This window comes from Desulfosarcina ovata subsp. ovata, from assembly GCF_009689005.1.
Lineage (GTDB): Bacteria > Desulfobacterota > Desulfobacteria > Desulfobacterales > Desulfosarcinaceae > Desulfosarcina > Desulfosarcina ovata.
Genome location: NZ_AP021879.1, coordinates 637872 through 660122 on the forward strand (window position 1 = coordinate 637872; position 22251 = coordinate 660122).

At 53.4% G+C, this 22251-nt stretch carries 17 protein-coding genes; 8 read left to right on the forward strand and 9 right to left on the reverse strand.

Features of this window, described 5'->3' with window-relative positions:
• Nucleotides 1-209: 209 nt before the first annotated feature.
• The 8 genes from GN112_RS02860 to pilM are packed head-to-tail and all read right to left on the reverse strand — an operon-like array spanning nucleotide 210 to nucleotide 10772.
• Entirely contained in the window at nucleotides 210-1565 is a 1356-nt protein-coding gene (locus tag GN112_RS02860; RefSeq protein WP_155308848.1) for a sigma-54 interaction domain-containing protein, read from the reverse strand.
• Entirely contained in the window at nucleotides 1565-2785 is a 1221-nt protein-coding gene (locus GN112_RS02865; RefSeq protein WP_155308849.1) for a type II secretion system F family protein, read from the reverse strand. Before GN112_RS02865 ends, GN112_RS02860 begins: the two co-directional genes overlap by 1 nt.
• Nucleotides 2786-2809: 24 nt before the next feature.
• Nucleotides 2810-4519: a GspE/PulE family protein gene (locus GN112_RS02870; RefSeq protein WP_155308850.1), complete on the reverse strand. Its 1710-nt coding sequence runs from the start codon at nucleotides 4517-4519 to the stop codon at nucleotides 2810-2812.
• Nucleotides 4520-4523: 4 nt separating this feature from the next.
• Entirely contained in the window at nucleotides 4524-6203 is a 1680-nt protein-coding gene (locus tag GN112_RS02875) for an AAA family ATPase (protein WP_155308851.1), read from the reverse strand.
• A 35-nt stretch (nucleotides 6204-6238) separates the two neighbouring features.
• On the reverse strand, nucleotides 6239-7750 hold the full coding sequence (pilQ, locus tag GN112_RS02880) for a type IV pilus secretin PilQ (RefSeq protein ID WP_162458749.1): 1512 nt from the start codon (nucleotides 7748-7750) through the stop codon (nucleotides 6239-6241).
• A gap of 16 nt (nucleotides 7751-7766) precedes the next feature.
• Entirely contained in the window at nucleotides 7767-8240 is a 474-nt protein-coding gene (locus GN112_RS02885; protein WP_155308853.1) for a hypothetical protein, read from the reverse strand.
• A 60-nt stretch (nucleotides 8241-8300) separates the two neighbouring features.
• Nucleotides 8301-8852: a hypothetical protein gene (locus tag GN112_RS02890; protein ID WP_155308854.1), complete on the reverse strand. Its 552-nt coding sequence runs from the start codon at nucleotides 8850-8852 to the stop codon at nucleotides 8301-8303.
• 42 nt (nucleotides 8853-8894) lie between these two features.
• A complete protein-coding gene (gene pilM / locus GN112_RS02895) occupies nucleotides 8895-10772 on the reverse strand; it encodes a pilus assembly protein PilM (protein ID WP_162458750.1) in 1878 nt (625 codons plus the stop codon).
• Between the two features lie 425 nt (nucleotides 10773-11197).
• Between pilM and GN112_RS02900 the strand changes: the two genes are divergently transcribed.
• The 5 genes from GN112_RS02900 (at nucleotide 11198) to uvrC (ending at nucleotide 18095) form a co-directional block, all read left to right on the forward strand.
• Nucleotides 11198-12148 (forward strand): adenylate/guanylate cyclase domain-containing protein, encoded by a 951-nt coding sequence (locus GN112_RS02900; RefSeq protein WP_155308856.1) that lies wholly within the window; start codon nucleotides 11198-11200, stop codon nucleotides 12146-12148.
• Nucleotides 12149-12237: 89 nt separating this feature from the next.
• Nucleotides 12238-12732: a 2-C-methyl-D-erythritol 2,4-cyclodiphosphate synthase gene (ispF, locus tag GN112_RS02905; protein ID WP_155308857.1), complete on the forward strand. Its 495-nt coding sequence runs from the start codon at nucleotides 12238-12240 to the stop codon at nucleotides 12730-12732.
• Between the two features lie 24 nt (nucleotides 12733-12756).
• Nucleotides 12757-14190, forward strand: a complete 1434-nt coding sequence (gene cysS / locus GN112_RS02910) for a cysteine--tRNA ligase (protein WP_155308858.1) — start codon at nucleotides 12757-12759, stop codon at nucleotides 14188-14190.
• Between the two features lie 49 nt (nucleotides 14191-14239).
• Nucleotides 14240-16234, forward strand: a complete 1995-nt coding sequence (uvrB, locus tag GN112_RS02915; RefSeq protein WP_155308859.1) for an excinuclease ABC subunit UvrB — start codon at nucleotides 14240-14242, stop codon at nucleotides 16232-16234.
• Between the two features lie 4 nt (nucleotides 16235-16238).
• Nucleotides 16239-18095, forward strand: a complete 1857-nt coding sequence (gene uvrC, locus GN112_RS02920; protein ID WP_231716917.1) for an excinuclease ABC subunit UvrC — start codon at nucleotides 16239-16241, stop codon at nucleotides 18093-18095.
• 13 nt (nucleotides 18096-18108) lie between these two features.
• Here the strand turns inward: uvrC and mdh are convergent, their stop codons facing one another.
• On the reverse strand, nucleotides 18109-19041 hold the full coding sequence (gene mdh, locus GN112_RS02925) for a malate dehydrogenase (protein ID WP_155308860.1): 933 nt from the start codon (nucleotides 19039-19041) through the stop codon (nucleotides 18109-18111).
• Between the two features lie 328 nt (nucleotides 19042-19369).
• Here mdh and GN112_RS02930 point away from each other — a divergent pair, with 328 nt between their 5' ends.
• The 3 genes from GN112_RS02930 to GN112_RS02940 all read left to right on the forward strand — a co-directional run bounded on the left by GN112_RS02930 (nucleotide 19370) and on the right by GN112_RS02940 (nucleotide 22214).
• Nucleotides 19370-20281, forward strand: coding sequence for a hypothetical protein (locus GN112_RS02930; protein WP_155308861.1), 912 nt, complete (start codon nucleotides 19370-19372; stop codon nucleotides 20279-20281).
• Between the two features lie 94 nt (nucleotides 20282-20375).
• Nucleotides 20376-20990: a GTP-binding protein gene (locus GN112_RS02935; protein ID WP_155308862.1), complete on the forward strand. Its 615-nt coding sequence runs from the start codon at nucleotides 20376-20378 to the stop codon at nucleotides 20988-20990.
• A 15-nt stretch (nucleotides 20991-21005) separates the two neighbouring features.
• Nucleotides 21006-22214 carry a cyclic nucleotide-binding domain-containing protein gene (locus GN112_RS02940; protein ID WP_155308863.1) on the forward strand — a complete coding sequence of 403 codons (1209 nt, stop codon included), beginning with the start codon at nucleotides 21006-21008 and terminating at the stop codon, nucleotides 22212-22214.
• Nucleotides 22215-22251: the final 37 nt, after the last annotated feature.

Sequence of the window (22251 nt, forward strand, 5' to 3'; positions counted from 1 at the left end):
TATTTAAAATAAAAAGTGGAAAGCAATAATAATACCAAGAAAATATTTCTCATTTGTAAAAACAATAAGACCCGCAGATGATAGGCAAAAGCGGTATTCTCGATTTTATTCCATCAACGTAACCCAAGTAGTATATTTTCTTGGAAAAAGCAACTCCTTCAAATTATGTTGGTATTTCCTTCAAATTTTGTAGGTTTCAGAGCCCATTGTTATTGCTTGAAATCCGATATGTTTATCGAATGTTTCTTTATCCGGTGCCATAAGCTGCGTTCCTTGATGCCCAAATGGGCCGCAGCCTTGATCTGAACGCCACCGGTTTCGAGCAGTGCATTTACAATCGCCCTGCGTTCGTAATTTTTAATCCGCGTATCCAGGTCCGCCCCATCATCTGGTTCATCGATTGTCGACAGCAATGGCCCTTCCCGCCCGTTGGAAAGATGCCTGCTGTTCCTATCGCGGCCTACGGAAATTGGTAGTGTCGCCGGTGAGATGGTGTCGTCCACAGCCAGAACGGCTGCTGATTCAAGTGCATTTTTCAGTTCGCGAACGTTTCCCGGCCAGTCATTGGCCATCAGCATTTGCAGGGCCTCCGATGAAATCACAATCTCCCGGCCCATCTGATGTAAAAACCGTTCGGCCAGCAGGGGAATATCTTCGCGTCGATGCCTAAGTGGGGGCAGCATGATCGAAAAAACGTTCAACCGGTAAAATAGATCCTTACGAAATCGTCCGGCTTCTACCATTTTTTCAAGATCATGGTTGGTTGCCGTGATAAAGCGGACATTCACGGGCTTGGGGTGAAGCCCACCCACCCGCTGGACCGCGTTTTCTTCGATGGCGCGCAAAACCTTGGCCTGGGTGTCCAACGGCATGTCACCAATTTCATCCAAAAAAAGCGTTCCTCCGTCGGCCATTTCGAATTTTCCCGGTTTTTTGCGGTTGGCGCCGGTAAACGCCCCTTTTTCATGGCCGAACAGTTCACTTTCCAGCAGCCCTTCGGGAATGGCGGCACAATTAATGGCAATAAACGGTTTATCCTGCCGTTTGCTGTGTTGGTGGATGCTGCGTGCGATCAATTCCTTTCCCGTACCGGTTTCACCGGTAATCAGCACGGTGGATTCCCTGGGTGCGACCTTGACGATCTGGTTGAAGACACCCCGCATGGTCTTGCTCTGCCCGATAATGTCCGGAAAAAGCTGGCGAGCCTCGACTTTGCTTAAAATTTCGGTGACCTGATCGAAAAACAGGGTGAAGCGCCCCATATCATCGTTGGCCTTCGGAGGATCGGTGGGTGCCGCTGCGGATTTGACAACACCCAGATTTTTGGTTTTACGAACAAACTGTTTTACCGGATCAATCAGGAATTTGACGATGAGGACGCCACAGACCAGGGTGAAAGCGATCAGCAGCGTGCCCCACAAAAAAACCGGCCGCTGTGGATCCATCGATTTGGACAGGTAGGATACGGTGGTATTGTAAGTCACGATGATGGACAAAATGGCAATGCCGGCAAAAATCACCGGAATAATCACATACAGGCTGATATTAATGCGAATATCTTTCATTATTTAACCATTTTTACGAGATCCCACATGGGAAGATAAATGGCCAGTGCAAAGAACAGCACAACGGCGGCCAGGCACACCGTTAAGATTGGCCCTATCGAATCGGAAATCCGTTTCATCGCATATTCCAGTTCCGAATCGTAATGGTCGGCGGCCTCATGGAGCATTTCATCCAGGTTGCCGGACTCTTCGCCAATGGCCACCATATTGATGATAATCGGGGTGAAATAGGGAGAAGCCGCCAGCGGTCCGGCAATTCCGCGTCCCTCCTCAAGCCGTTCGCCAATGCGTTCAAAAGCTCTGGCAAGGGCGGAATTGTTGATGGTTTCTTTCAAAATAGACATGGTTTCGAGAACAGAGATTCCACTGGCCTGGAGGATTGAAAAAATGCTGGCAAATCTCGCCATGGCGGCTTTGAGGACCAGTTCGCCCACCAGTGGCAGATGCAATATGAGTTTGTCACGCCTGAACCGGCCACGATCGGTTTTCAGATAGAGTTGCAGCAAAACCACCGTTACAAGGGCCAGCAACAGCAACAGGGGCCAATATGCGGCCAATACTGTGTACAATTTCATACAGATGACCGTTGGCAGAGGCAGTTTCAGTCCCGATCTCAAAAAAATTCCGGTAAATCGGGGAATCACCAGGGTCAGCAGAATCACGAAGGCCGCAAAAAGGGCCACCATCACAATAATCGGATATTGCAAGGCCGAACTGATTTCGGAACGGATTTTATGGTCATGGTCCAAAATGTAAATCAACCGATCCAGAATCTCAGGCAGTGCCCCGCTGGTTTCACCGGCAAGCAGCATGCTGCAGTAGAGTGACGAAAAAACACCCGGGTATTTTCGAAAGCCATCGTACAGAGTTCCGCCTTCACGGATGTCCTGGGCAATGGAGACGATAATACTTTTCAGCTTTATGTTTTCTGTTTGATTTTCCAGTACCTGAAGCAGTTTGAGCATGGGAACGCCGGCGCGGATCAGGGTTCTGAGCTGCTTGGTGAACAGGATCAGTTCCGGCGTCCTGACCGGTGCCAGCTTTTCCTTGAGCCGAGTCAGCCGGAATCCGACCCCGGACCGTGCCGCATCGGTTATTTTCTGGGGAATGTAGCCACGCCCCACGAGGATGCTGGCAACGCTTTCCACGGTATCGGCATCAATCAACCCGGTAATGGGAGTGCCGTTTTCTGAAATCGCCCGGTAGTAATATTTGGCCATGGTATTGGAGGGCTCTTTTTTTCTTTAGGTCATCACGGCCGACATGGCTTCATCAAGGGTGGTTTCCCCTTCAACCACCTTGCGTATGGCGTCGTCTTTGAGGGTTCGCAGGTTGCCGGCATCCCGGGCGGCGCGCATGATATCCTGGGAAGAGACGCGGCGCAGGATCATATCCTGGACCATTTCGTCGATCGCCAAAATCTCGAAGATACCGGTACGGCCCTTGTATCCCTTGTCCATGCAGTTGAAACATCCTTTGCCTTTAACAAAATTGGCGCCCTGGACCTTGTCCAGCCCCCAGTAAGAGAGGGCTGAGCGGGGCGGTTTCCAGGCGGTTTTGCAATATGGGCAGACTTTCCGCACCAGACGCTGGGCAATGCAGACCAACACCACCGATGAAACCAGAAACGGCTCGACGCCCATGTCAATGAACCGGGTAATGGCACCGGCGGCATCGTTGGTATGTACCGTACTCAGTACCCGATGACCGGTGAGCGCACTCTGCACGGCGATGCCGGCCGTTTCCGAGTCCCGGATCTCGCCGACCATGATCACATCCGGGTCCTGGCGCATGATGGCCCGCAACCCACTGGCAAAGGTCATCCCGGCCTTGCGGTTCAGTTGAATCTGGCGGATCTTGTTGACCCGGTATTCGACCGGATCCTCGATGGTAATGATATTGATGTCCGGCTGATTGATTTTTTTAAGGATCGAATAAAGCGTGGTGCTTTTGCCGCTTCCCGTGGGGCCCGTGCTCAGAATCATTCCGTAAGGTTTGTGGATAATGGGTTCCAGCTTGCGGATATCGGCCTCACTCATGCCCAGGTGATCCAACGAATAGACACCGCTGCTGGTGTCCAGAAGGCGCAACACCAGATTCTCTCCATAAATGGTGGGAATGGTCGACGCCCGGATATTGATCTCCTTATTGTCCATGCGAACGGTAAAACGTCCGTCCTGGGGAACCCGCGAAAGGGAAATATCCATATTCGCCAGGATCTTGACCCTTGATATTATTAATAAAATTAGCGACTTGGGTGGCGCCGGGACTTCGTGCAGCTTACCATCGACCCGGAACCGGACCTGAACATAGTCCTTTTCCGGTGAAATATGGATATCGCTGGCGCCTTCGCGCACGGCCTGGGACAGGATTGAGTTGACCAAACGAATGACCGGTGCCTCCTCGGCCATGTCGTGAAGCGAACGAACCTCCACATCTTCGTTCATGGCGACCGGATCCGAGTCATGGGCGCTTTCGATCTGCATTTCGCTCATGCCGTCAAGCACCCCGCCGATGCCGCTATAGGTTCCGTAGAGGCTGGAAATCATCAGGTTGAGGTCCTGGTAGGTGCAGATCACCGCCTCAACTTCCGTATTGGTATGAACCTCAACGCTGTCCAGCGCATGGATATCCATGGGATCGGTCATGGCAATTTTCAGCAGGTGGTCGGATCGCTTGATGGGCACCAGCTGATGCTTCTGGCACATGTCCAGGGGAATCGTGTTGGCCAGCTGCACATTGATGGGATAGGTTTCGGGCTGGTATTTTTCGATCCCCATTTGACGGGAGACCAGGTTCACGATGTCGGAACTGCTGACCATCCCCTCCCGAACCAGATATTCGCCCAGTTTGATATTGTTGCGCTGATGCTCGGCAATGGCCTGGTCGAGCTGTGCCTCGGTCAACAGTCCGCCTTCCACCAGCATTTCGCCGAGTTTCTTTTTCGCTTTCACAGGTTCACCCGTATTGTTTTGCTGTTACCGGTACCGGATGGTCCGCGTATGGGTCAGAAAAAAAGATAGCCCGGGGCGGCCAACCGGAAATGATTTCGGCGTGCCGGGCAAGGTCAGCGGGCAGGCCGGCCAATTGTCGACGGGCCGATTCCCTATCCGCAAAGTACCCGGCGAGGTAAATCCCGAAAGTCATCCCTTTGATCGGTTCGCAGTCAATGATCAAACGGATCGGCGGCGCGGCATCGGTCTCCGCCAGTTGCTGGATCCGTCGAAATGCATTTTCCAGGAATGGGGCCTCGTCCAGTTTGATCCAATATGAAGCGCCCGTAGCCGCAACAGGTTCTGCTGCGATGGCCGGAAAGGTAATCGTTGATCCCATGCGGATCGTATCGGCATTGGCGATGGACGGGTTGGCCGCTAACACCGCATCGAGATAACGCCGGTGAAAATTGCCATAAACAAGCGTTATCATTCGTGTCAGATTGTCTTTTGGTTTCACGTTCAAGCCGCCGAGCATCGTCGGTGGCTGGGAAACAGCGGTTTCAGGTAGCGTTTCCACGGTCTTTCCGGCCAAAAGGGGGCCCCCGGCAATGGATCGGTCCAAAGGCGGATCATCCACAGAAAGGGTGCCGTCGTTCGCCGGTGGGAGGATGGCAAAACGGGTTTTAACGGCAAGTGAAGAAGCGGTTTCGGCTGTCGGCACCGCACCGTGGGTTACCCCGGACAGGTCCGTAGCGCGATCCGAATGCCTGAAAGGGCGAAAGATCGAGACCGCCAGTTCCGGGGTGAGTGCGGCAACCAGGCAGACGCTCATCATAAAAACCACGGCAGTGACAGCAGCCACTCGCCGTCGCCGGCGTGGACGATTTTTTAGGCGGTTTGCACAGGCGTGCACCAGCGGCCAGCCGATGCGGCGCCGATTTTGGATGATCATTGCCAGCATGCATTGATGGCACAGATGGATAATTTTTCGCGGATACCCTCCGGTAGCACGATAAATGGCGAACAGGGACAAGGGGGTGAACAGATTGGGGCCTTGGGCGTCGCTGCTGGCCCGACCGATCCTGAAACGGATCATCCGGCACGTATCACCAAAATCCATGGGGCCGAGAAAATGAATCAGGTTGACCCTATCGGCCAGGTTGGCTGTGGCTGCCAGCGCCTGCTGGAACTCATCCTGAGCAAAAACAACGATCTGCAGCAATTTTTGGGTATTGGTTTCGTAGTTGAGCAGTTCACGCAGGATTTCAAGACAGTCCAGGGAGAGTTTCTGGCCCTCGTCAACGATTAGGATGACGGTTTTGTTCTGCTTGACGCCTTTTTGAAACAGGCTGTTTTTGATCTGCTCTTTGGCCCCATGACCATCGTGCTCAGGCAGGGGGCGGCCGGTGATCATGCGGCCGATGCGCCTCAGGAAAGCCGATGGCGAGTCGAACCCTGGATCCAGAATCAGATGCGATTCGATGGTGGTATCGCTGGCGAACTGCTGCAGCAGAGCCCGGCACAAGGTGGTCTTACCCGCTCCAACGGAACCGATCACGACGTTCAGGCCCCGTTTGAGCCGCAGGGCCAGTTCGATTTTCTGCAGGCAGCACACATGCTGCCGGGACTCGAACAGGAACTGCGGATCAGGGGTGTTGGAGAACGGTTCCCGATCCAGGTTGAGGATGCTGAAATAGTCCATACGCTTTTATGCCAAACCCACCGCCGGTGGAAAACCTATTGAACCGCCGGCCGTCTTTTTAAAATATGGGGAGTAATGAAAATCAGCAGATCCTCTTTTTCACGGCTTTTGGATTCCCCTTTGAAAAGATAGCCCAGCACGGGAATTTTGCGTAACCCAGGCACCCCGGACTCGCCGTCGTTATCGGACTGCTTGTTGAGGCCGCCGATGACCGTGGTCTGGCCATCGTAAAGAACCACCGTGGTTTCGGCTTTTTTGGTGTTGATCCGCGGATAACCGTTGCTGTCACTGACGTCACTGGGCTCGTCCTTGTTGGTTTTGATCGAGAGCTTCAGGGTATCGCCCTGGATGACATGGGGGGTGACCTCCAGGCGCAGTACGGCCTTTTTGTACTCGATCTGGGTGCTGCTGTCCTCGACGGTCTGGAAGGGAATCTCGGCCCCGCTTTCGATGATGGCCGTCTGGTTGTCCAGGGTGGTGATCGATGGATTGGAGAGGATGTTGAGTTTGTCTTCCTCCTCCAAAGCACTTAATTGGATTGCCAGCGTTGCATTGGCCGTGTCTGCAAAAAAACCCAATGAGAAACCTGAATCCGATACATCTGCTGGGAAATTACTCGTCCACATGTTTGATGTATCCAAATCACTGGCTGCATCAGCACTAGGAGCGATCCCGTACGAATCACTACCTCTATTCCAATGGTAGTAGCCGCCCCACTGGATGCCCAGTTCACGGCCCACCGTTTTGGTGGCCTCGACAATATGGGCCTCGATGAGCACCTGGGCGGTGGGCTGGTCCAGTTCGCTGACCAAGGCGATCATGCGCTCGAGATCATTGCGCGTGGCCTGGATGATCAGGGCATTGTTGTGTTCGTCAAGCAGCACCGAGCCCAGAATTTTTCCGCCATCTGTGGCGCTGAGAAATTTTTCCAGATTGCCTTTCAGCTTGCCGGCATCGGCGTAATCCACATGAATAATCTTGGTCAGCAGCGGCTCGGCAAGCGCCAGTTCCCGCTGCCTGGACAGGATCTTCTGGTCGGCCTCCAACTGTTTCAGAAGATTGGCCTTGTCCTCGAGGGTGACGATGCGCAGCAGTTGGCCCTCCCAAGTGTAGGAGAGACCGTGGGTTTTGACGATACCATTGAAAACCTGATTCCAGGGGATGTTTTCCACATTGAGGCTGCTGGTTCCCTTGACCGTATCGCTGATAATGGCGCTGATGCCCACGGATCGAGTCAGGGCGCGAAGCAGTACGGCGGTATCGGTCTGATAAATTTTCAGGGTCACGGGACTTTCCGGCAGCGGCCGTTCCGGTTGTGCCTGGGAGAGCAGCGGGCGGTTCGCCGGAGAGGGGGTTTCCGGCATATCGATGACGCGGTGCTGTTCAGCCGGCGAATACCCCTTCGCCTCCTCCGCCCGCGCCTGCCAACGTTCGAAATCGCTCTTGACGGGCGGCGTTTCCTGCCCGGCACAGCCGCAAAGCGTGGCCATGAGCAACAGTGTTGCCAGCCCTGAAACGATCCGACAAAGACGGTTTTTGGATAACATGGCGCTCCCTGGAGTTCTAGTTACCGGCAATCGCATCCTGCTCCATCAATTTAAGAACAACGCGGTCTTCAGTGTCTTGACGGCCGATTTCAACCTGGTTCGCCTTGATGCGGCGGACATAAAATGCAGTTTGTTCAATGCGGTCACCGATTTTGTATTCCATTTTGTTGATGATTGCCAAGCGCATGGTGCCGACGGCGACATAACCCGTGTAGCTGAGTTCAACGGGCGCCCCGATTCCTTCTGCAGGCTGAGGGTTCGATCCGGCCGCGGGCGAATCGGACAGCAGCAGATCGTTGTCTGCAAAAGGGTCTTTGACCCACTTTTTTTCAGCCAGCTGAATCGCATAGCGCGCTTTGGATAAATCCCCTTCATCATCCAGTTTGCTGATTAACTGATTGGCATAGTCAAGGGCCGGGGCAGCAGCGGATGGTTGGCTGGCCGCCTGGTTTTCGGACGACCGGGGATACAAAAGGGCATAACCGCCCAAAAGAAGGGTGACAATCATGACCGCGACAATGATTTTTTCCCGTTTGGACATAAACGCCGATCAAGCCCCTTTGTTGTTCGATTCGGATGGACGCAGAAACAGCGTAAGCGCCAAGCTGATCCTTTTTTTTGTGTTTTCGTTGGTTATCGAAATGGCATCGATGCGATCCACAAACGGTTGGGCGGCAATGGCATCGATCAGGGCCTGCATGGGCAGGAAATTGCCACCAAAAGCCACGTCAACCCTAAGTCGTTCCGCTCGCGGAGTAACCGCCTCGGCGTCGGGAACAACGCTTTCCAGCGTCATTCCGGTGGGATCGGCAATCTCCTGGAACAATTCGGCCAGGCGGGCGGTTTCAGCGAGCGCCAGGCTGCTCTGTTCAGGGGCTTTTAAATGGGATGAGATGACATTTCCGGCTTTTTGCATGAGCCTGGCATAAATCGGCACCAACGTCTGCCGGGAAACGATTTCTTCGTTCAGGGCAGTAATCTTCCGGTCGACCTCCTTCAAAGTTCGATAGTTGGGATAGATCACCAGCACCAGGAACGCAGCCAGGCCAAAAGCGCAGAGGACGACCAGAATGGGACTGTTTTGGTTTTTGGAAACGGTCATTGGAATATCGGTTTCATCCTCTCGGCTGAATTCAGCAGTTGATTATGCCAGTACGAACTGAATTGAAAAACGGAGCACCTGCTGTTTTTTAAGAGATTGAAGTCGTTTGCTTTTTACCACAGGTCGGTCGAACAGCGGCGAGGCCTCCATGATTAGCATATAGGTGGCCAGAACCGTATCGAACTGCAGCGGGTCACCGGTAATGACACCATCGATCACCAGATGCTGATGATCGGTTTTGGTTTTGGACGGGGACGGATCGGCACCCAAACTGGCCCGAATGGCCTCCAGTTGGATATTCGCCGGGGTGAGCTGACTGATTTCGGACAATATGGCAGACGGGTAATAGCGCTGCCCCAATCGCCTGATCTGGTGGCGGTTCTGATTAACCCGCCCATAAAGGGCCATGACCAGGTTCTGGGTCAATGGCAGACTCAATGTGTTGAGTTTGGCCGTCAGTTTTTCAATTTCGTTGGTTCTAACGGCAATCGTCTCTTCCTGCCAGATAAAAACGCCCAGCAGAAAAAGCAGCACCCCAAGACTGGCTGCCGAGATGGCGATGCGAAACTGGCGTGCCCGGTCCTGTCGTTGGCGATGGCGGTGGGTAAAAAGAAAATTGGGCGTCAGTTCATTGGACGAGAGCCCGGCACCGATGGCGGGAATGAATCCTTCCCTGACTGCCGGATCATCCGGGATATCTGCCTGGCGGGTAAACGGATGGGCCGTGGGAAACGGATCCAGCAAGGCAACAGGGACAGCCAGCTGAGACGCAAAATATTTGACAATCTTCGGATGAACCGCCACTTTTCCAGAGACGAAAATTTTGTCAACCCCCGGACGTTTGAAATGCATGCCGTAGTGGGCAATGGTCCGTTCCAGTTGTTTGACCATCCGTTCGAGGGCAGGGGAAAAAATCGACAGCAGATCGGGCGTTTGATCGTTGCCATGGGGGCCGCCGCCTGCTTTTGGGGGGTTGGTTTTTAAAAAGCGATCAAAATGGTTCCGGGCCATCGTATGGTAGCGGTCGGTTTCCGTTTCCGTGGCATTGAAACCGTCATTCTTTTTATCGTCTTGCGGTTCATCGGGTTTTGAATCTGAGCGGCGGTAATGTTCGGCAATGGCGTCGATCATGGAGTGCATGCCGGATTTGATGCTTCGCGACAGGATAAGATTGCCATTGGCATAAATGGTAATGCGCGACCAGTTCCACCCGATAAACAATCCGCAGGTGTCGGCATGAGACGCGTGGACGATGCCCGTCCGAAGCAGATTTTGAATGGTAAAGGGAACGATGGTAATGCCGGTCAACGGGTAGCCGGCCCGTTGGAAAAGCCGTTTCAGGGTTTCGGTCTCGGCAATCGGGATGGTGTAGGCCATGACCTGTGTTTTGATCATTCCGTTTTCATTGATATCCCCCAGGATTCTAAAATCGAGCGTCAATTCCTTTTCATTGAAGGGGACCTCTTTTGAAAATGTCCAGAACACCGCATTGGCAATCTGCTTTTTGGGCAGTTTGGGGATCCGGATGCTGCGGGTGTCGACACGGGTTGAACGAACACAGCACCAGATGTCATACCGTTTCAGTCCGCCACAAAATCGGGAGAGCAGGCTCGACAGTTTGCCCACCAGGCGAGCGGTGTCATCGCTGTCATCCGGGTCGATGGGCTCCTGGGCAGCATCCAGCAATTTAAAGGATTTGTCGGAAATACGACTGATTTTGGCAATTCGGATGTGGTCGACACCGATTTCGATACCAATGCCGACGGGTTTGTTGAATGAAAGCCCCCTGAAAAAAAAGGGTTGTTGCACCGTTGCGGCAGGCTCGATAGGATTGGCACAAGAGATGGTCTGGCCATTGTCCTTGTCACGAATTAACGCCAGGAGTTTTTCGGTGGAAGAAATCTCGTCTTTTTTTGCCAATGCCGACACTCCGGAGCAATTGTGCGATGATTCGGTTGGGCAATAATTCGTTTCAACAGCATGTTCAACGGGATCGGGCGTAGCTTACGGACAGAAACAAAAGCCCCTTTTCGACCCGCCTCGATACCCTTGGATGTTGGCCTATTCGACAGCCGTTTGTCAAGAGTTAATCACCGGCCGAAAATGACTTATCAGTTTTTTATTATTGGATATTTTAGAGATTCGTGACCAAGTCGAAACATCGATGAGGATGGTTGTCGGATGACGGTGTATTACCCGTTCGACCAGGAAAAGTGACTGCCGACAGGGATTCATTCTTGAAAAAAATCGGTTGGGCTTTTATTTTACAGGCGCCTGTCGGACGATACGCAGCATCACTGTCCGGAGGCTGACGCGCCTTTTGTTTTCTCCGGAGTAAAATCCTTTTGAAAAAACCAACACCTTCTGTCCGTCTCACCGACCATATGATGCTGATCGGATTTTGTCTGGCGCTGGTCTATTGGCTGCTGGATTCCTTTCTGTCCCTTTTTACCCATTATGACAATTTGTTCGAACAGCTTCTGGGCGTCAACCTGGATGAAGTCTGGGCCCGCGTGATCGTTTTGTGTCTGTTTGCCATTTTCGGTTCCCATGCTCAGTACACGATCAATGAACGCAAAAAAGCCGAAGCCCGTCTCGAACGCGACGCCGTTACCCGAGAACGGTTTCAGCGGCTGCTTTCGCCGGACCTGGCCGATCGGGTGGTCTCCGGTGAACTTCGGGTGGAGAAGGGAGGTATCGATCAGGTGGCCACGGTCCTGTTTGTGGATATCCGCGGTTTCACCACGTTGAGTGAAAACATCCCGGCTGCCGACGTCCTGCGGCTACTTAACGAATATTACGAAGTGCTGGTCGATGTGGTGTTCCGTTATGAAGGCACCGTGGATAAGTTCATCGGGGATGCGATGATGGTCATCTGGGGGGCTCCGGTGGCTCATGCCGATGATCCGTGCCGCGCCGTGATGGCGGCCATCGATATCCAGGCGGCGCTAGTCGAATTCAACCACCGGCGTCTGCTCATGGGTCAGCCTGAAATCAAGGTCGGCATTGGCATCAATACCGGCAGTCTCATGGCCGGATACATTGGATCTTCCCACACAATGAGCTATTCGGTCATCGGCGATACCGTCAATATGGCATCCCGACTGTGCGATACGGCAACGCCCGATCAGATTCTGGTTTCCGAGAATACCTGGCACCGGGTAGCCGACCGCTTCCATGGAACACCGCTCGGCACCATCGAAACCCGTGGCAAAGGTAGGCCGATCAGCGCCTTTTCCGTTCATGGAGCAAAGGATTCCACTCATACCGCCCCAAATACGGTGATTTCGGGTTAGCTTAAGTGAGCGCCAGCAGCGTCTTTACGCCTAAATCCAAGTGTGCTAATAACTCGATTTTCTGACAGCACGGTTGGAGATGATTGTCCATGACACGCATCGGTTTGGGATATGATGTGCACCGCTTGGTGCCGGGCAGGAAACTGGTTCTGGGCGGGGAAACGATTCCCTTTGAAAAAGGGCTGTTGGGCCACTCGGACGCTGACGTTCTGGTGCATGCCGCCTGTGACGCCCTTCTGGGTGCGGCCGGTATGGGCGATATCGGTGAGCATTTTCCCGATACGGATCCGGCGTATCGGGATAAGTACAGTATCGACCTGCTCAGTGAGGTATATCGGCGCATCCAGAGCCGCGGACTCGCTCTGGTCAATATGGATGCCACCATTTTTGCCGAGGCGCCGAAGCTCTTCGCCTTCAAAACAAAAATGGCGGTGCGCATGGCCGGGAGCATGGCGGTGGATCATCAGCGGATCAATATCAAGGCGACCACGACCGAAGGGCTCGGTGCGATCGGCAGGGGTGCCGGTATTGCCGCCATGTGCGTGGTCCTCCTGAAATCAACAGCGCCGACAGCCGGCGAATAACCCGTCAAACGAGATCTAATTTCTATGGCAATGCGAATTTACAATACCCTGACTAAATCAAAAGAAACCTTCACGCCGGAAGTCGCCGGGCAGGTTAAAATTTACGTTTGCGGTCCCACGGTTTACGACTTCTGCCATGTCGGTCACGCCCGGTCGGTAGTGGTTTTTGATGTGGTGGTCCGGTACTTACGGGCCATGGGCCAGGCAGTCACCTATGTGCGTAACTTCACCGACGTGGATGACAAGATCATAAAACGGGCCAACGAGGTCGGTATGCCGGCCAGCCAACTGGCTGAGAAGTTTATCGCTGAATTCCATCGCGACATGGATGCCCTGAACGTGATACGCGCAGATGTCGAACCGCGGGTGACCGAACACATTGATGACATCATTGATATCGTCAACACCCTGATCGAGAAGAAAGTTGCCTATCTTGCCGACGGTGATGTCTTTTTCGCCGTGGAAGCCTTTGCGGACTACGGCAAACTCTCCGGCCGCAAACTGGATGACATGGTTGCCGGCAGCCGCATCGAGGTCAATGCCAGCAAACGCAACCCCTATGACTTTGTGCTCTGGAAGGCGGCCAAACCGGGTGAGCCATCATGGCCCAGTCCGTGGGGGGACGGGCGCCCTGGCTGGCATATCGAATGTTCGGCCATGAGCAACCGCTTCCTTGGTGAAACGTTCGATATTCATGGCGGCGGGAAAGACCTGATCTTCCCCCACCACGAAAACGAAATCGCCCAGTCGGAGGCCGCTCACGGCAAAACCTTTGCCCGCTACTGGATGCACAACGGATTCGTCAACATCAATAACGAAAAGATGTCCAAATCCTTGAACAATTTTTTAATGATCAAGGACATCTTGAAAACCTACCATCCTGAAACGGTGCGTCTGTTTCTGCTCTCCAGCCATTACCGCAGCCCCATCGATTTTTCCGATCAGAACCTCAACGAATCGGAAAAGGCGCTGAACAAAATCTATGCCCTGGTCAAGCGGTTCGACGAAGAGCACCAAATCCGCATTGACGATGTGGCCCAATCTGCCGCCGGCCCTTTCTGGCAGGCCTTCTGCGAGGCCATGGATGACGACTTCAACACGGCCAAAGGCGTCGGGATTCTCTTCAATCTGATCAAGGAGGCCAACCGCCTGCTGGATGGCGCGGCGACATCGACGAAAGCTGACGTCCGGCAGATTTTCTCTGATCTGAAACGCATGGGCGGCATCCTGGGCATTCTTCAGCAGCCATGGCAGACGTTTTTTGAAACACGCACCCAGAGCCAGTTGCAGGAGATGACCATCTCACCGGAAGCCATCGATGCCTTGATTGCCGAACGAACCGCCGCCCGCAAGAACAAGGACTGGAAACGGGCCGACGAAATCAGGGATCAACTGCAGGCGGCCGGGATTGTTCTCGAAGACAAAGCCGACGGAACCCATTGGAAAGTGGGCACCTGAAACAATGTCAATATACATTTTGATTCCAACTGGATAACGACTTTTTGTCATGTCATCCTTTAAACTTGTATCGGACTTCACCCCCTGTGGGGATCAGCCCCAGGCCATCGATATCCTGTCCCGAAAACTAATGCAGGGCGTTAAAAGCCAGGTCCTTTTGGGGGTCACCGGCTCGGGAAAAACCTTTACCGTGGCCAATATCATCGCCCGGGTCAACCGGCCGGCCCTGATTCTGGCACCCAACAAAACCCTGGCAGCCCAGCTGTTTAACGAATTTCGCCACATTTTCCCGGAAAATGCCGTCGAGTATTTTGTCAGCTACTACGACTATTACCAGCCGGAAGCCTACCTTCCCACCACGGACACCTACATTCAGAAGGATTCGTCGATCAACGAGATGATCGACAAAATGCGCCACTCGGCCACGCGCAATGTGCTGTCGCGCAGCGATGTGATCGTGGTGGCCAGCGTTTCCTGCATTTACGGGCTGGGGGCGCCGGAAGATTACCTTTCCATGCGCATCGATCTGGCAGCCGGTATGGATCTACCCCGGGAGCGCCTGCTGTACCAGCTGGTATCGATTCATTACCAACGCAACGACATGGATTTTCATCGCGGCGTATTCCGGGTGCGGGGCGACCGGGTGGAGATATTCCCGGCCTACGAAGAAGACAAGGCCGTGCGCATCGATTTTTTCGGTGACGAGATCGAAACCATCCAGGAGTTCGACCCCCTCACGGGCACCACACAGCGGTCATTGGAAAGTGTGGCCATCTTTCCTGCCAGCCACTATGTGACCCGCAAGGCAACCCTTGAGCGGGCCGCCCACACGATCGTTCAGGAAATGAAGGAACGGGTCGAGTTTTTCCGCCAGGAGAATTGTCTTATCGAAGCCCAGCGCATCGAAGAGCGGACTCGCTTCGATCTGGAGATGATTCAGGAGATCGGTTATTGCAACGGAATCGAAAATTATTCCCGGCACCTGACCGGCCGCACAGTGGGCCAGCCGCCGCCAACCCTGCTGGATTATTTTCCCAAGGACTTTCTCATTTTTGTCGATGAGAGCCATATCGCCATTCCCCAGATTCAGGCCATGTACAAAGGCGATCGGTCGCGTAAGGAGACCCTGGTCAAGTACGGTTTCCGCCTACCTTCGGCCCTGGACAACCGTCCTCTCAAATTTGACGAATGGTCGGCGCGGGTTCATCAGATCGTCTATGTGTCAGCCACTCCGGCGGATTATGAAAAGGACGCTGCCGCCGGGCAGGTGGTCGAGCAGATCGTACGCCCCACCGGCCTGATCGACCCGGTCATCCATGTGCGCAGTGCCCGCAACCAGGTGGACGATCTCTATCAGGAGATCCGCCAGCGGCAGGAACGCGGAGAGCGGATTCTGGTCACCACCCTGACCAAGCGCATGGCCGAGGATCTGTCCGAATACTATACCGACCTGGGGCTCTCCGTGCGCTACCTGCATTCGGACATCACCACCATGGAGCGCATGGATATCATCCGTGATTTGCGGATGGGAAAATTCGACGCCCTGATCGGGATTAACCTCCTCCGCGAGGGGCTGGATATCCCCGAAGTTTCCCTGGTGGCCATCCTGGATGCCGACAAGGAGGGATTCCTGCGTTCGACGCGATCGTTGATCCAGACTTTTGGCCGGGCCGCCAGAAACGCCCATGGCACCGTACTGCTCTATGCGGACCGCATGACCGCCTCCATGCAGCAGGCCATTGAAGAGACCGACCGAAGGCGAAGCATTCAGGAAACCTACAACCGGACCCATCAAATTACCCCGCGCACCATTCATAAAAACATTACCGACATTTTCGACATGGCCTATGCGAAACCGGAGCAGGAGAAGGTTCAGGTGGCCGAAGCGCCGGTTGATTTTGAAGATATGGAAACCATCGAAGCAACCATCGAGGCCCTTGAAACACAGATGCAGGCGGCGGCCAAGGAACTGGCCTTTGAAAAAGCGGCGCAGATTCGCGATCGCATCAAGGTGCTGAGAAAACGGCTGCTCTTTGAAGCCTGAACCGATGACTGGTGATTCCATGGACGCCTTGCCGGAACTATCCGCTTCTTCACGCCATATCATGTCGGTAATTCAGGGAATATCTGAAAATCCGGGTGTCTACCTGATGAAAGCGGCCGGCGGCAAGATCATTTATGTGGGCAAGGCCATCAACCTGAAAAAACGGGTGAGTTCCTATTTTCAGCGCCAGGATACCCACAGTGCCAAAACCGCCTTGATGGTCAGCCGGGTGGCGGATATCGAAACCGTGGTGACGGCATCGGAGAAAGAGGCCCTGATCCTCGAATCCACCCTGATCAAACGGTATCGGCCACGCTTTAATGTGGTGCTCAAGGATGACAAACGCTATCCTTCCATCCGCATCGACGTCACCGCCGTTTATCCCAAGATCGAAATCGTGCGCAAGACGCCAAAGGATGGTGCCGCCTATTTCGGACCCTTTTCCTCGGCCCATGCCGTGCGCCAGACCCTCAAGCTGATCAACAAAACCTTTCCCCTGCGCAAATGCAGCGACCGCACCATGCGTCATCGCACGCGTCCGTGTCTCCATCACCAGATGGGCCAGTGCCTGGCCCCCTGCTGTCTGACCGTCGATCCCAAGGTGTACAAAGGCATTGTCAAGGAGGTGGTTCTTTTTTTAAAGGGACGCACACCCGAATTGATCAAACGGGTCCGTCGGCATATGTGCAAGGCTGCTGACAGTGAGAACTTTGAAGCGGCGGCCGCCCTGCGTGATCGCATGTTTGCCCTGGAAAAGACCCTCGAACGCCAGGTCAGTGTAACCACCGATTTCCTCGACCGGGATGTCATCGGTATCAGCGGCAACAGCGATTTCAGGATAGTCTCCGTGATGACCCTGCGGCGGGGTTTTCTGCAGGGCATCCGGCATTTTGAATTGACCCACGCCGCGCCGGAAAAAGGGGAGCTGGTCGGACAGTTTCTGGGGCAGTATTATCAATCGGTGCACACGATTCCAATTGAGGTATTGGTTCCGGAAATGCCGGGAAACGTTGCCGTTCTTGAAGAGACCCTGTCGGAGTGGAAGGCGCGCCGGGTGCGTATCCGTACCCCCAGACGCGGAGAAAAGCGGCGGCTGCTCGAAATGGCCGCCACCAATGCCGAAAATACCCTGCGTGAGCGACTGCAGCGGGCCTCCCGGGAAACAGCGGTGCTGGAGGGCCTTCAACGGCGACTGCAAATGTCGCACCTGCCGTCGCGCATCGAGTGTTTCGACAATTCCCATTTGGGTGGCACCAATCCGGTATCCGCCATGGTGGTGTTTGTCGACGGTCGTCCCCATAAGGCCGGCTATCGTCGCTATGCCATTCGCGATGTGGCCATCCCCGACGATTACGCCAGCATGGCCGAAGTCCTCGGCCGTCGTTACGGCAAGATCAACGAAAAGAACCCCGAACCGGATCTTTTGATGGTGGACGGGGGCAAGGGGCAATTGAATATCGCCGTCCGCGTTTTGGAACAACTGGGCGTGGCCGGTCGATTTGCGGTCGCCGGCATCGCCAAGAAGGATCCCTTGAAAGGTGAAACCGAGGACAAAATTTACCTGCCCAATCGGAACAACCCCGTCAACATGGGGAACGATGGCCGGTTACTGCTTCTGCTGCAGCAGATTCGCGACGAAGCCCATCGCTTTGCGGTCACCTACCAGCGCAAACGGCGCAACCAATCCATGGTCACCTCGGCATTGGACCGTGTCCCCGGGGTCGGTCCCAAACGCAAGGCCATGCTCTTGAAACACTTTGGCAGCATCAAAAAAATCCGGGCAGCCACTGTGGATGAGCTCAGTGAACTGCCTGGCGTTACCCTTTCCCTGGCCAGGGCCATTAAACAGACCCTGGTCTGATAGGACGAATTGACTATGCCAGTTTGGCCAGGTCCTCTTTGAGGCCCTGAACGGCAGCGGCGGATTTGTCGAGCGCCGCTTTTTCAGCGTCGGTCAGGGTGATTTCGATGACCTGTTCGATTCCGTCTTTGCCCAGTTTGACCGGAACGCCGATATAAAGGTCGTTGATGCCGTACTCGCCCTGCAGATACGCCGCGCAGGGCAGGATTTTTTTCTTATCTTTCAAAATGGATTCAGCCATCTCCACGGCAGCCGATGCCGGGGCGTAATAGGCGCTGCCCGTCTTCAATAGCCCTACGATTTCGGCCCCGCCATTGGCGGTGCGGTCGACCAGGGCATCAATGCGTTCCTTGGACATCAGTTCGGTGATGGGAATTCCGGCCACCGTTGAGTAGCGGGGCAGGGGGACCATGGTGTCGCCATGGCCGCCCAAAACGAAAGCATGCGTGTTTTCAATCGAAACATTCAGTTCCATGGCGATAAACGCACGGAAGCGGGCTGAATCCAGTACGCCCGCCATGCCCATGACACGGTTTTTCGGAAAACCGGAGGCTTCATAGGCCACATGGCACATGGCGTCCAGCGGGTTGCTGACGATAATCAGGATGGCGTTGGGGGAATGCTTGACGATCTGCTGGGTCACACTTTTGATAATGCCGGCATTGGTACTGATCAGATCATCGCGGCTCATACCGGGTTTGCGGGGAATTCCGGCGGTAATAATGACAATATCCGAACCGGCGGTGGCCTCATAGGTATTACTGCCGGCCACTTTGGCATCGTGTTTTTCAATGGGTGCGGCTTCCATCAGATCAAGGGACTTTCCTTGGGGAACCCCTTCGACGATATCGACGAGCACCACATCACAAAGTTCCTTTTCAGCCAGCCGCTGGGCAGCCGTGGCACCGACATTGCCGGCACCGACAACCGTAACTTTTTTATCCATAACATGCTCCTTTTTGGGGGGTAATGGGTTATTAAGCCGATTATTGGGAATGGCTGAAAGAGTAAAAAAACTTGATAACATACCCCCCGGCAATGTCAATATGTTTGTTTTACCAGAAGATACTTCTCAAATATTGACAATAAAAGGCCAAACAGGATAAAACACGAACTATGACAAAATATTAGGTTCATTAAGAATCATTCCCTGTTGTTGCCATGACAAGCCACCTGAACCGATCGACATGGCTGACAACCGAATGCCGGTTCCCTTTCAAGAGAGGCTGACGGCAAAGGCCACGAAAGATGGTCCGTGAAAAATAGGATCGTGAATGAATATCAGCTTGCAAATCAAATCCCTGCTCAATGAGGCCGAGTTGTATCGATCCCAGGGGTTGTTTACCGAAGCCAGGGATAAATACCAGACAGCATCAGCGATGATCGTGAAAATCGACAAACTGAAGAATAAAGAGAGCCTGCTCAAGGCCATTGCCGGCAAAATTCAATCCATTGAACAAAAAACCGCTAAAGTGGAAACCGGTCCATCCTCTCCCGAATTGTCCGAAAAAGGACAGAACCTGATTAAAAACCTCTTCGGTGAAAATGATCTGGAGAAAGCGGTCGCCCTGGCCAAATTCGGTCAGTTCGAACGCGCGGTGGTTGAATTGGAAGCGCTGCTTAAAAATGAAGAATTCCGGCTCGAAGCGGGGAAAAACATCATTCGCTGCAAACTGGCAACGGCATCATTGGATGATGCCGTTGCCCAGTATCAGCAATGGTTTTCACAGGATCTTTTCTCGTCCGCACAGCTGGAATCCATTCGCGCCTACCTGCAACCCATCCTTGAAAAAAAAGGAGTTGACAGCCTCCTGCCTGTTCCGGTGGGTGAAAAAGAAGATCGTAATGACGACAGTACGGGCATTGAATTCAGTATGCCCGAACCCGAGGAAGAAATTCTGGACATCACCTCCATCGGCATTACACTTAACAGCGGTCCGCATAAAGGGAAGATGGTTGAGTTTGATGTCAACTTTCAGTCCGGAGAGATGTTGAGCCTGATGGTGGCCAAAAAGGACAAGGGACTGATCGAGGACCTTAAGGACGGAGAAACGCTGGACGATGTTCAGTTTTACTCTCCGATCGCCATCTTCAATGGATCTGCGGTGGTCGCCAATAAAACACAAATCCAGTCGGGGCCGAAACAGGGTGACTTCTGCCTGGATTTGAAAATTTTAAATACATAGTGCCAGGGTTTTGAGACAATCTGGGATCCAGGCACCGGATCAATTCGTGTTTTTTCGGCGCACTTATTATTTTATCATTTAAGGATAAGGGGTTATGGCCATATTCAACCTGAAGAAGAGGGAAATTGAATGCAAAATTGTCTATTACGGGCCAGGTCGGTGTGGCAAAACCACAAATCTTGAGCATATTTTCAAATCCTATAAAAAGCAGGTCACCGGGGAGATGGTTTCCATCAACACCGAAGGGGACCGGACCCTGTTTTTTGACTTTCTGCCCATGGGAATAGGAAAAATCAAAGGCTGCGAAATCCGGGTGCAACTCTATACGGTTCCCGGTCAGGTCAAATACAGTTCGACACGCAAGCTGGTTCTGCGCGGGGTGGACGGCATCGTTTTCGTGGCCGACTCCCTGGAGGTACGGCGTGAAAAAAATATGATTTCCCTGAAAGACCTGCAGACCAATCTCAAGGAATACGGAAAAAGTATTTTCAAGGTTCCGCTAATTCTCCAGTACAACAAAAGGGATCTCGCTGACGAGGGCATTCCGCTGATGAGCATCGAACAGATGGATCGCGATTTGAACCGTCAATTGAAAGTTCCGTCCTTTTCCGGCAGTGCCGTAAAGGGAACCGGTGTCGGCGTTACCTTGAAGACGTGTTTGATGGAAACCCTTAAGTCCTTGCAAAGAGAATTCAAATGGGCGGAGTAGGAACCGTTTTTTCCAATGAATGACAGCATGGTGCTATCGGGAAGCTTGAGCTTCCTGTCGCTGGGAGATATCCTTCAGCTTTTGGGGTCGAGCGGCAGTACGGGGGTGTTGCGTCTGATCAACCGATATGCCCCCGACCCCGGGTTTGTCTATTTCATGGAAGGCAATCCGATTAATGCCCAGAACGGGAACATGGAAGGGCTGGATGCCCTTTATGCGCTGTTCGGTTGGGTTAGCGGATCCTTTGAATTCACTCGTGAATCCGTTGCTGCCGACAAATGCATCACAAAAAGCCGGATGGGGATTATTCTGGAAGGCATCAAGCGCCTTGACGACGGTGTTACCAAAAAAGTCGGGTCGACGGCATCTGGCGATAAAAGCGTCGAGTTGAAGCGGCCCTTGGGAACCACCACCATTGTAAAAGGCCCCCTGGTTGACTACATGTACGTGGTTGACGAGGAAGATTTCTTTGACGGCGAGCATATCGTGGAAGAGGGCAAGCACGGTAGCTGGATGTGGGTGATTCTGGAAGGGGTCGTCGATATCGTCAAAACGGTGGACTCCGAAATCGTTCCCATTCTTCGTATCGGTGACGGCGGTTTTATCGGAAGCATGGCCTCTTTTCTGCTGCAGGGACATATCCGCACCGCCACTGCGATTGCGGTGGGGAATGTCCAGTTGGGGGTTCTCGATTCCCAGAGACTGTCTCAGGAATATGCCGGGATGCCACTCGAATTTAAAGTTTTCCTGACCAGTCTGGACAAGCGGATTAAACAGCTGACCGATCGGATCATAGCTGACCACATGGGCACGGCTGGTGAGAATAATGACCCCTTCAAAGACAAAAAGATCCTGGTGAGACAAGGAAAAAACGAAGAAAAGCAGTTGTTTATGATCAAGCAGGGGAGGGCGATAATTGCGCGGGAGACCCCGAATGGTCCGGTGGCGCTTTGCGATTTGTATAAGGGCGATTTTTTTGGCAGTATTCCTTTTTTACATCTGGGGCACGAGCCGGATGGCGCGTCTGTCTATGCATCGGACAATATAAAAATTGTCAAGATTGACAAGGCAGGTTTGCAACGGGAGTACCACAAGCTTTCAACAACATTCAAGAATATCGTAGACAATTTGGCGACCTGCATCTCCATTAGCACAGAAATGGTTTGCAACGCACGCTCGCCCAAATCTGCAGACACGGAATCCGTCGCCCGTCAGGATGACTGAACGCGCTGTTTCCATCTCCGACAACCCTTACCCGTTG

Coding starts and splice junctions, on each gene's coding strand:
- GN112_RS02860 (WP_155308848.1), bottom strand. CDS start 1,565: ATGAAAGATATTCGCATTAATATCAGCCTGTATGTGATTATTCCGGTG.
- GN112_RS02865 (WP_155308849.1), bottom strand. CDS start 2,785: ATGGCCAAATATTACTACCGGGCGATTTCAGAAAACGGCACTCCCATT.
- GN112_RS02875 (WP_155308851.1), bottom strand. CDS start 6,203: ATGGACTATTTCAGCATCCTCAACCTGGATCGGGAACCGTTCTCCAAC.
- pilQ (WP_162458749.1), bottom strand. CDS start 7,750: ATGTTATCCAAAAACCGTCTTTGTCGGATCGTTTCAGGGCTGGCAACA.
- GN112_RS02890 (WP_155308854.1), bottom strand. CDS start 8,852: ATGACCGTTTCCAAAAACCAAAACAGTCCCATTCTGGTCGTCCTCTGC.
- ispF (WP_155308857.1), top strand. CDS start 12,238: ATGACACGCATCGGTTTGGGATATGATGTGCACCGCTTGGTGCCGGGC.
- cysS (WP_155308858.1), top strand. CDS start 12,757: ATGGCAATGCGAATTTACAATACCCTGACTAAATCAAAAGAAACCTTC.
- uvrB (WP_155308859.1), top strand. CDS start 14,240: ATGTCATCCTTTAAACTTGTATCGGACTTCACCCCCTGTGGGGATCAG.
- uvrC (WP_231716917.1), top strand. CDS start 16,239: ATGACTGGTGATTCCATGGACGCCTTGCCGGAACTATCCGCTTCTTCA.
- mdh (WP_155308860.1), bottom strand. CDS start 19,041: ATGGATAAAAAAGTTACGGTTGTCGGTGCCGGCAATGTCGGTGCCACG.
- GN112_RS02930 (WP_155308861.1), top strand. CDS start 19,370: ATGAATATCAGCTTGCAAATCAAATCCCTGCTCAATGAGGCCGAGTTG.
- GN112_RS02935 (WP_155308862.1), top strand. CDS start 20,376: ATGGCCATATTCAACCTGAAGAAGAGGGAAATTGAATGCAAAATTGTC.
- GN112_RS02940 (WP_155308863.1), top strand. CDS start 21,006: ATGAATGACAGCATGGTGCTATCGGGAAGCTTGAGCTTCCTGTCGCTG.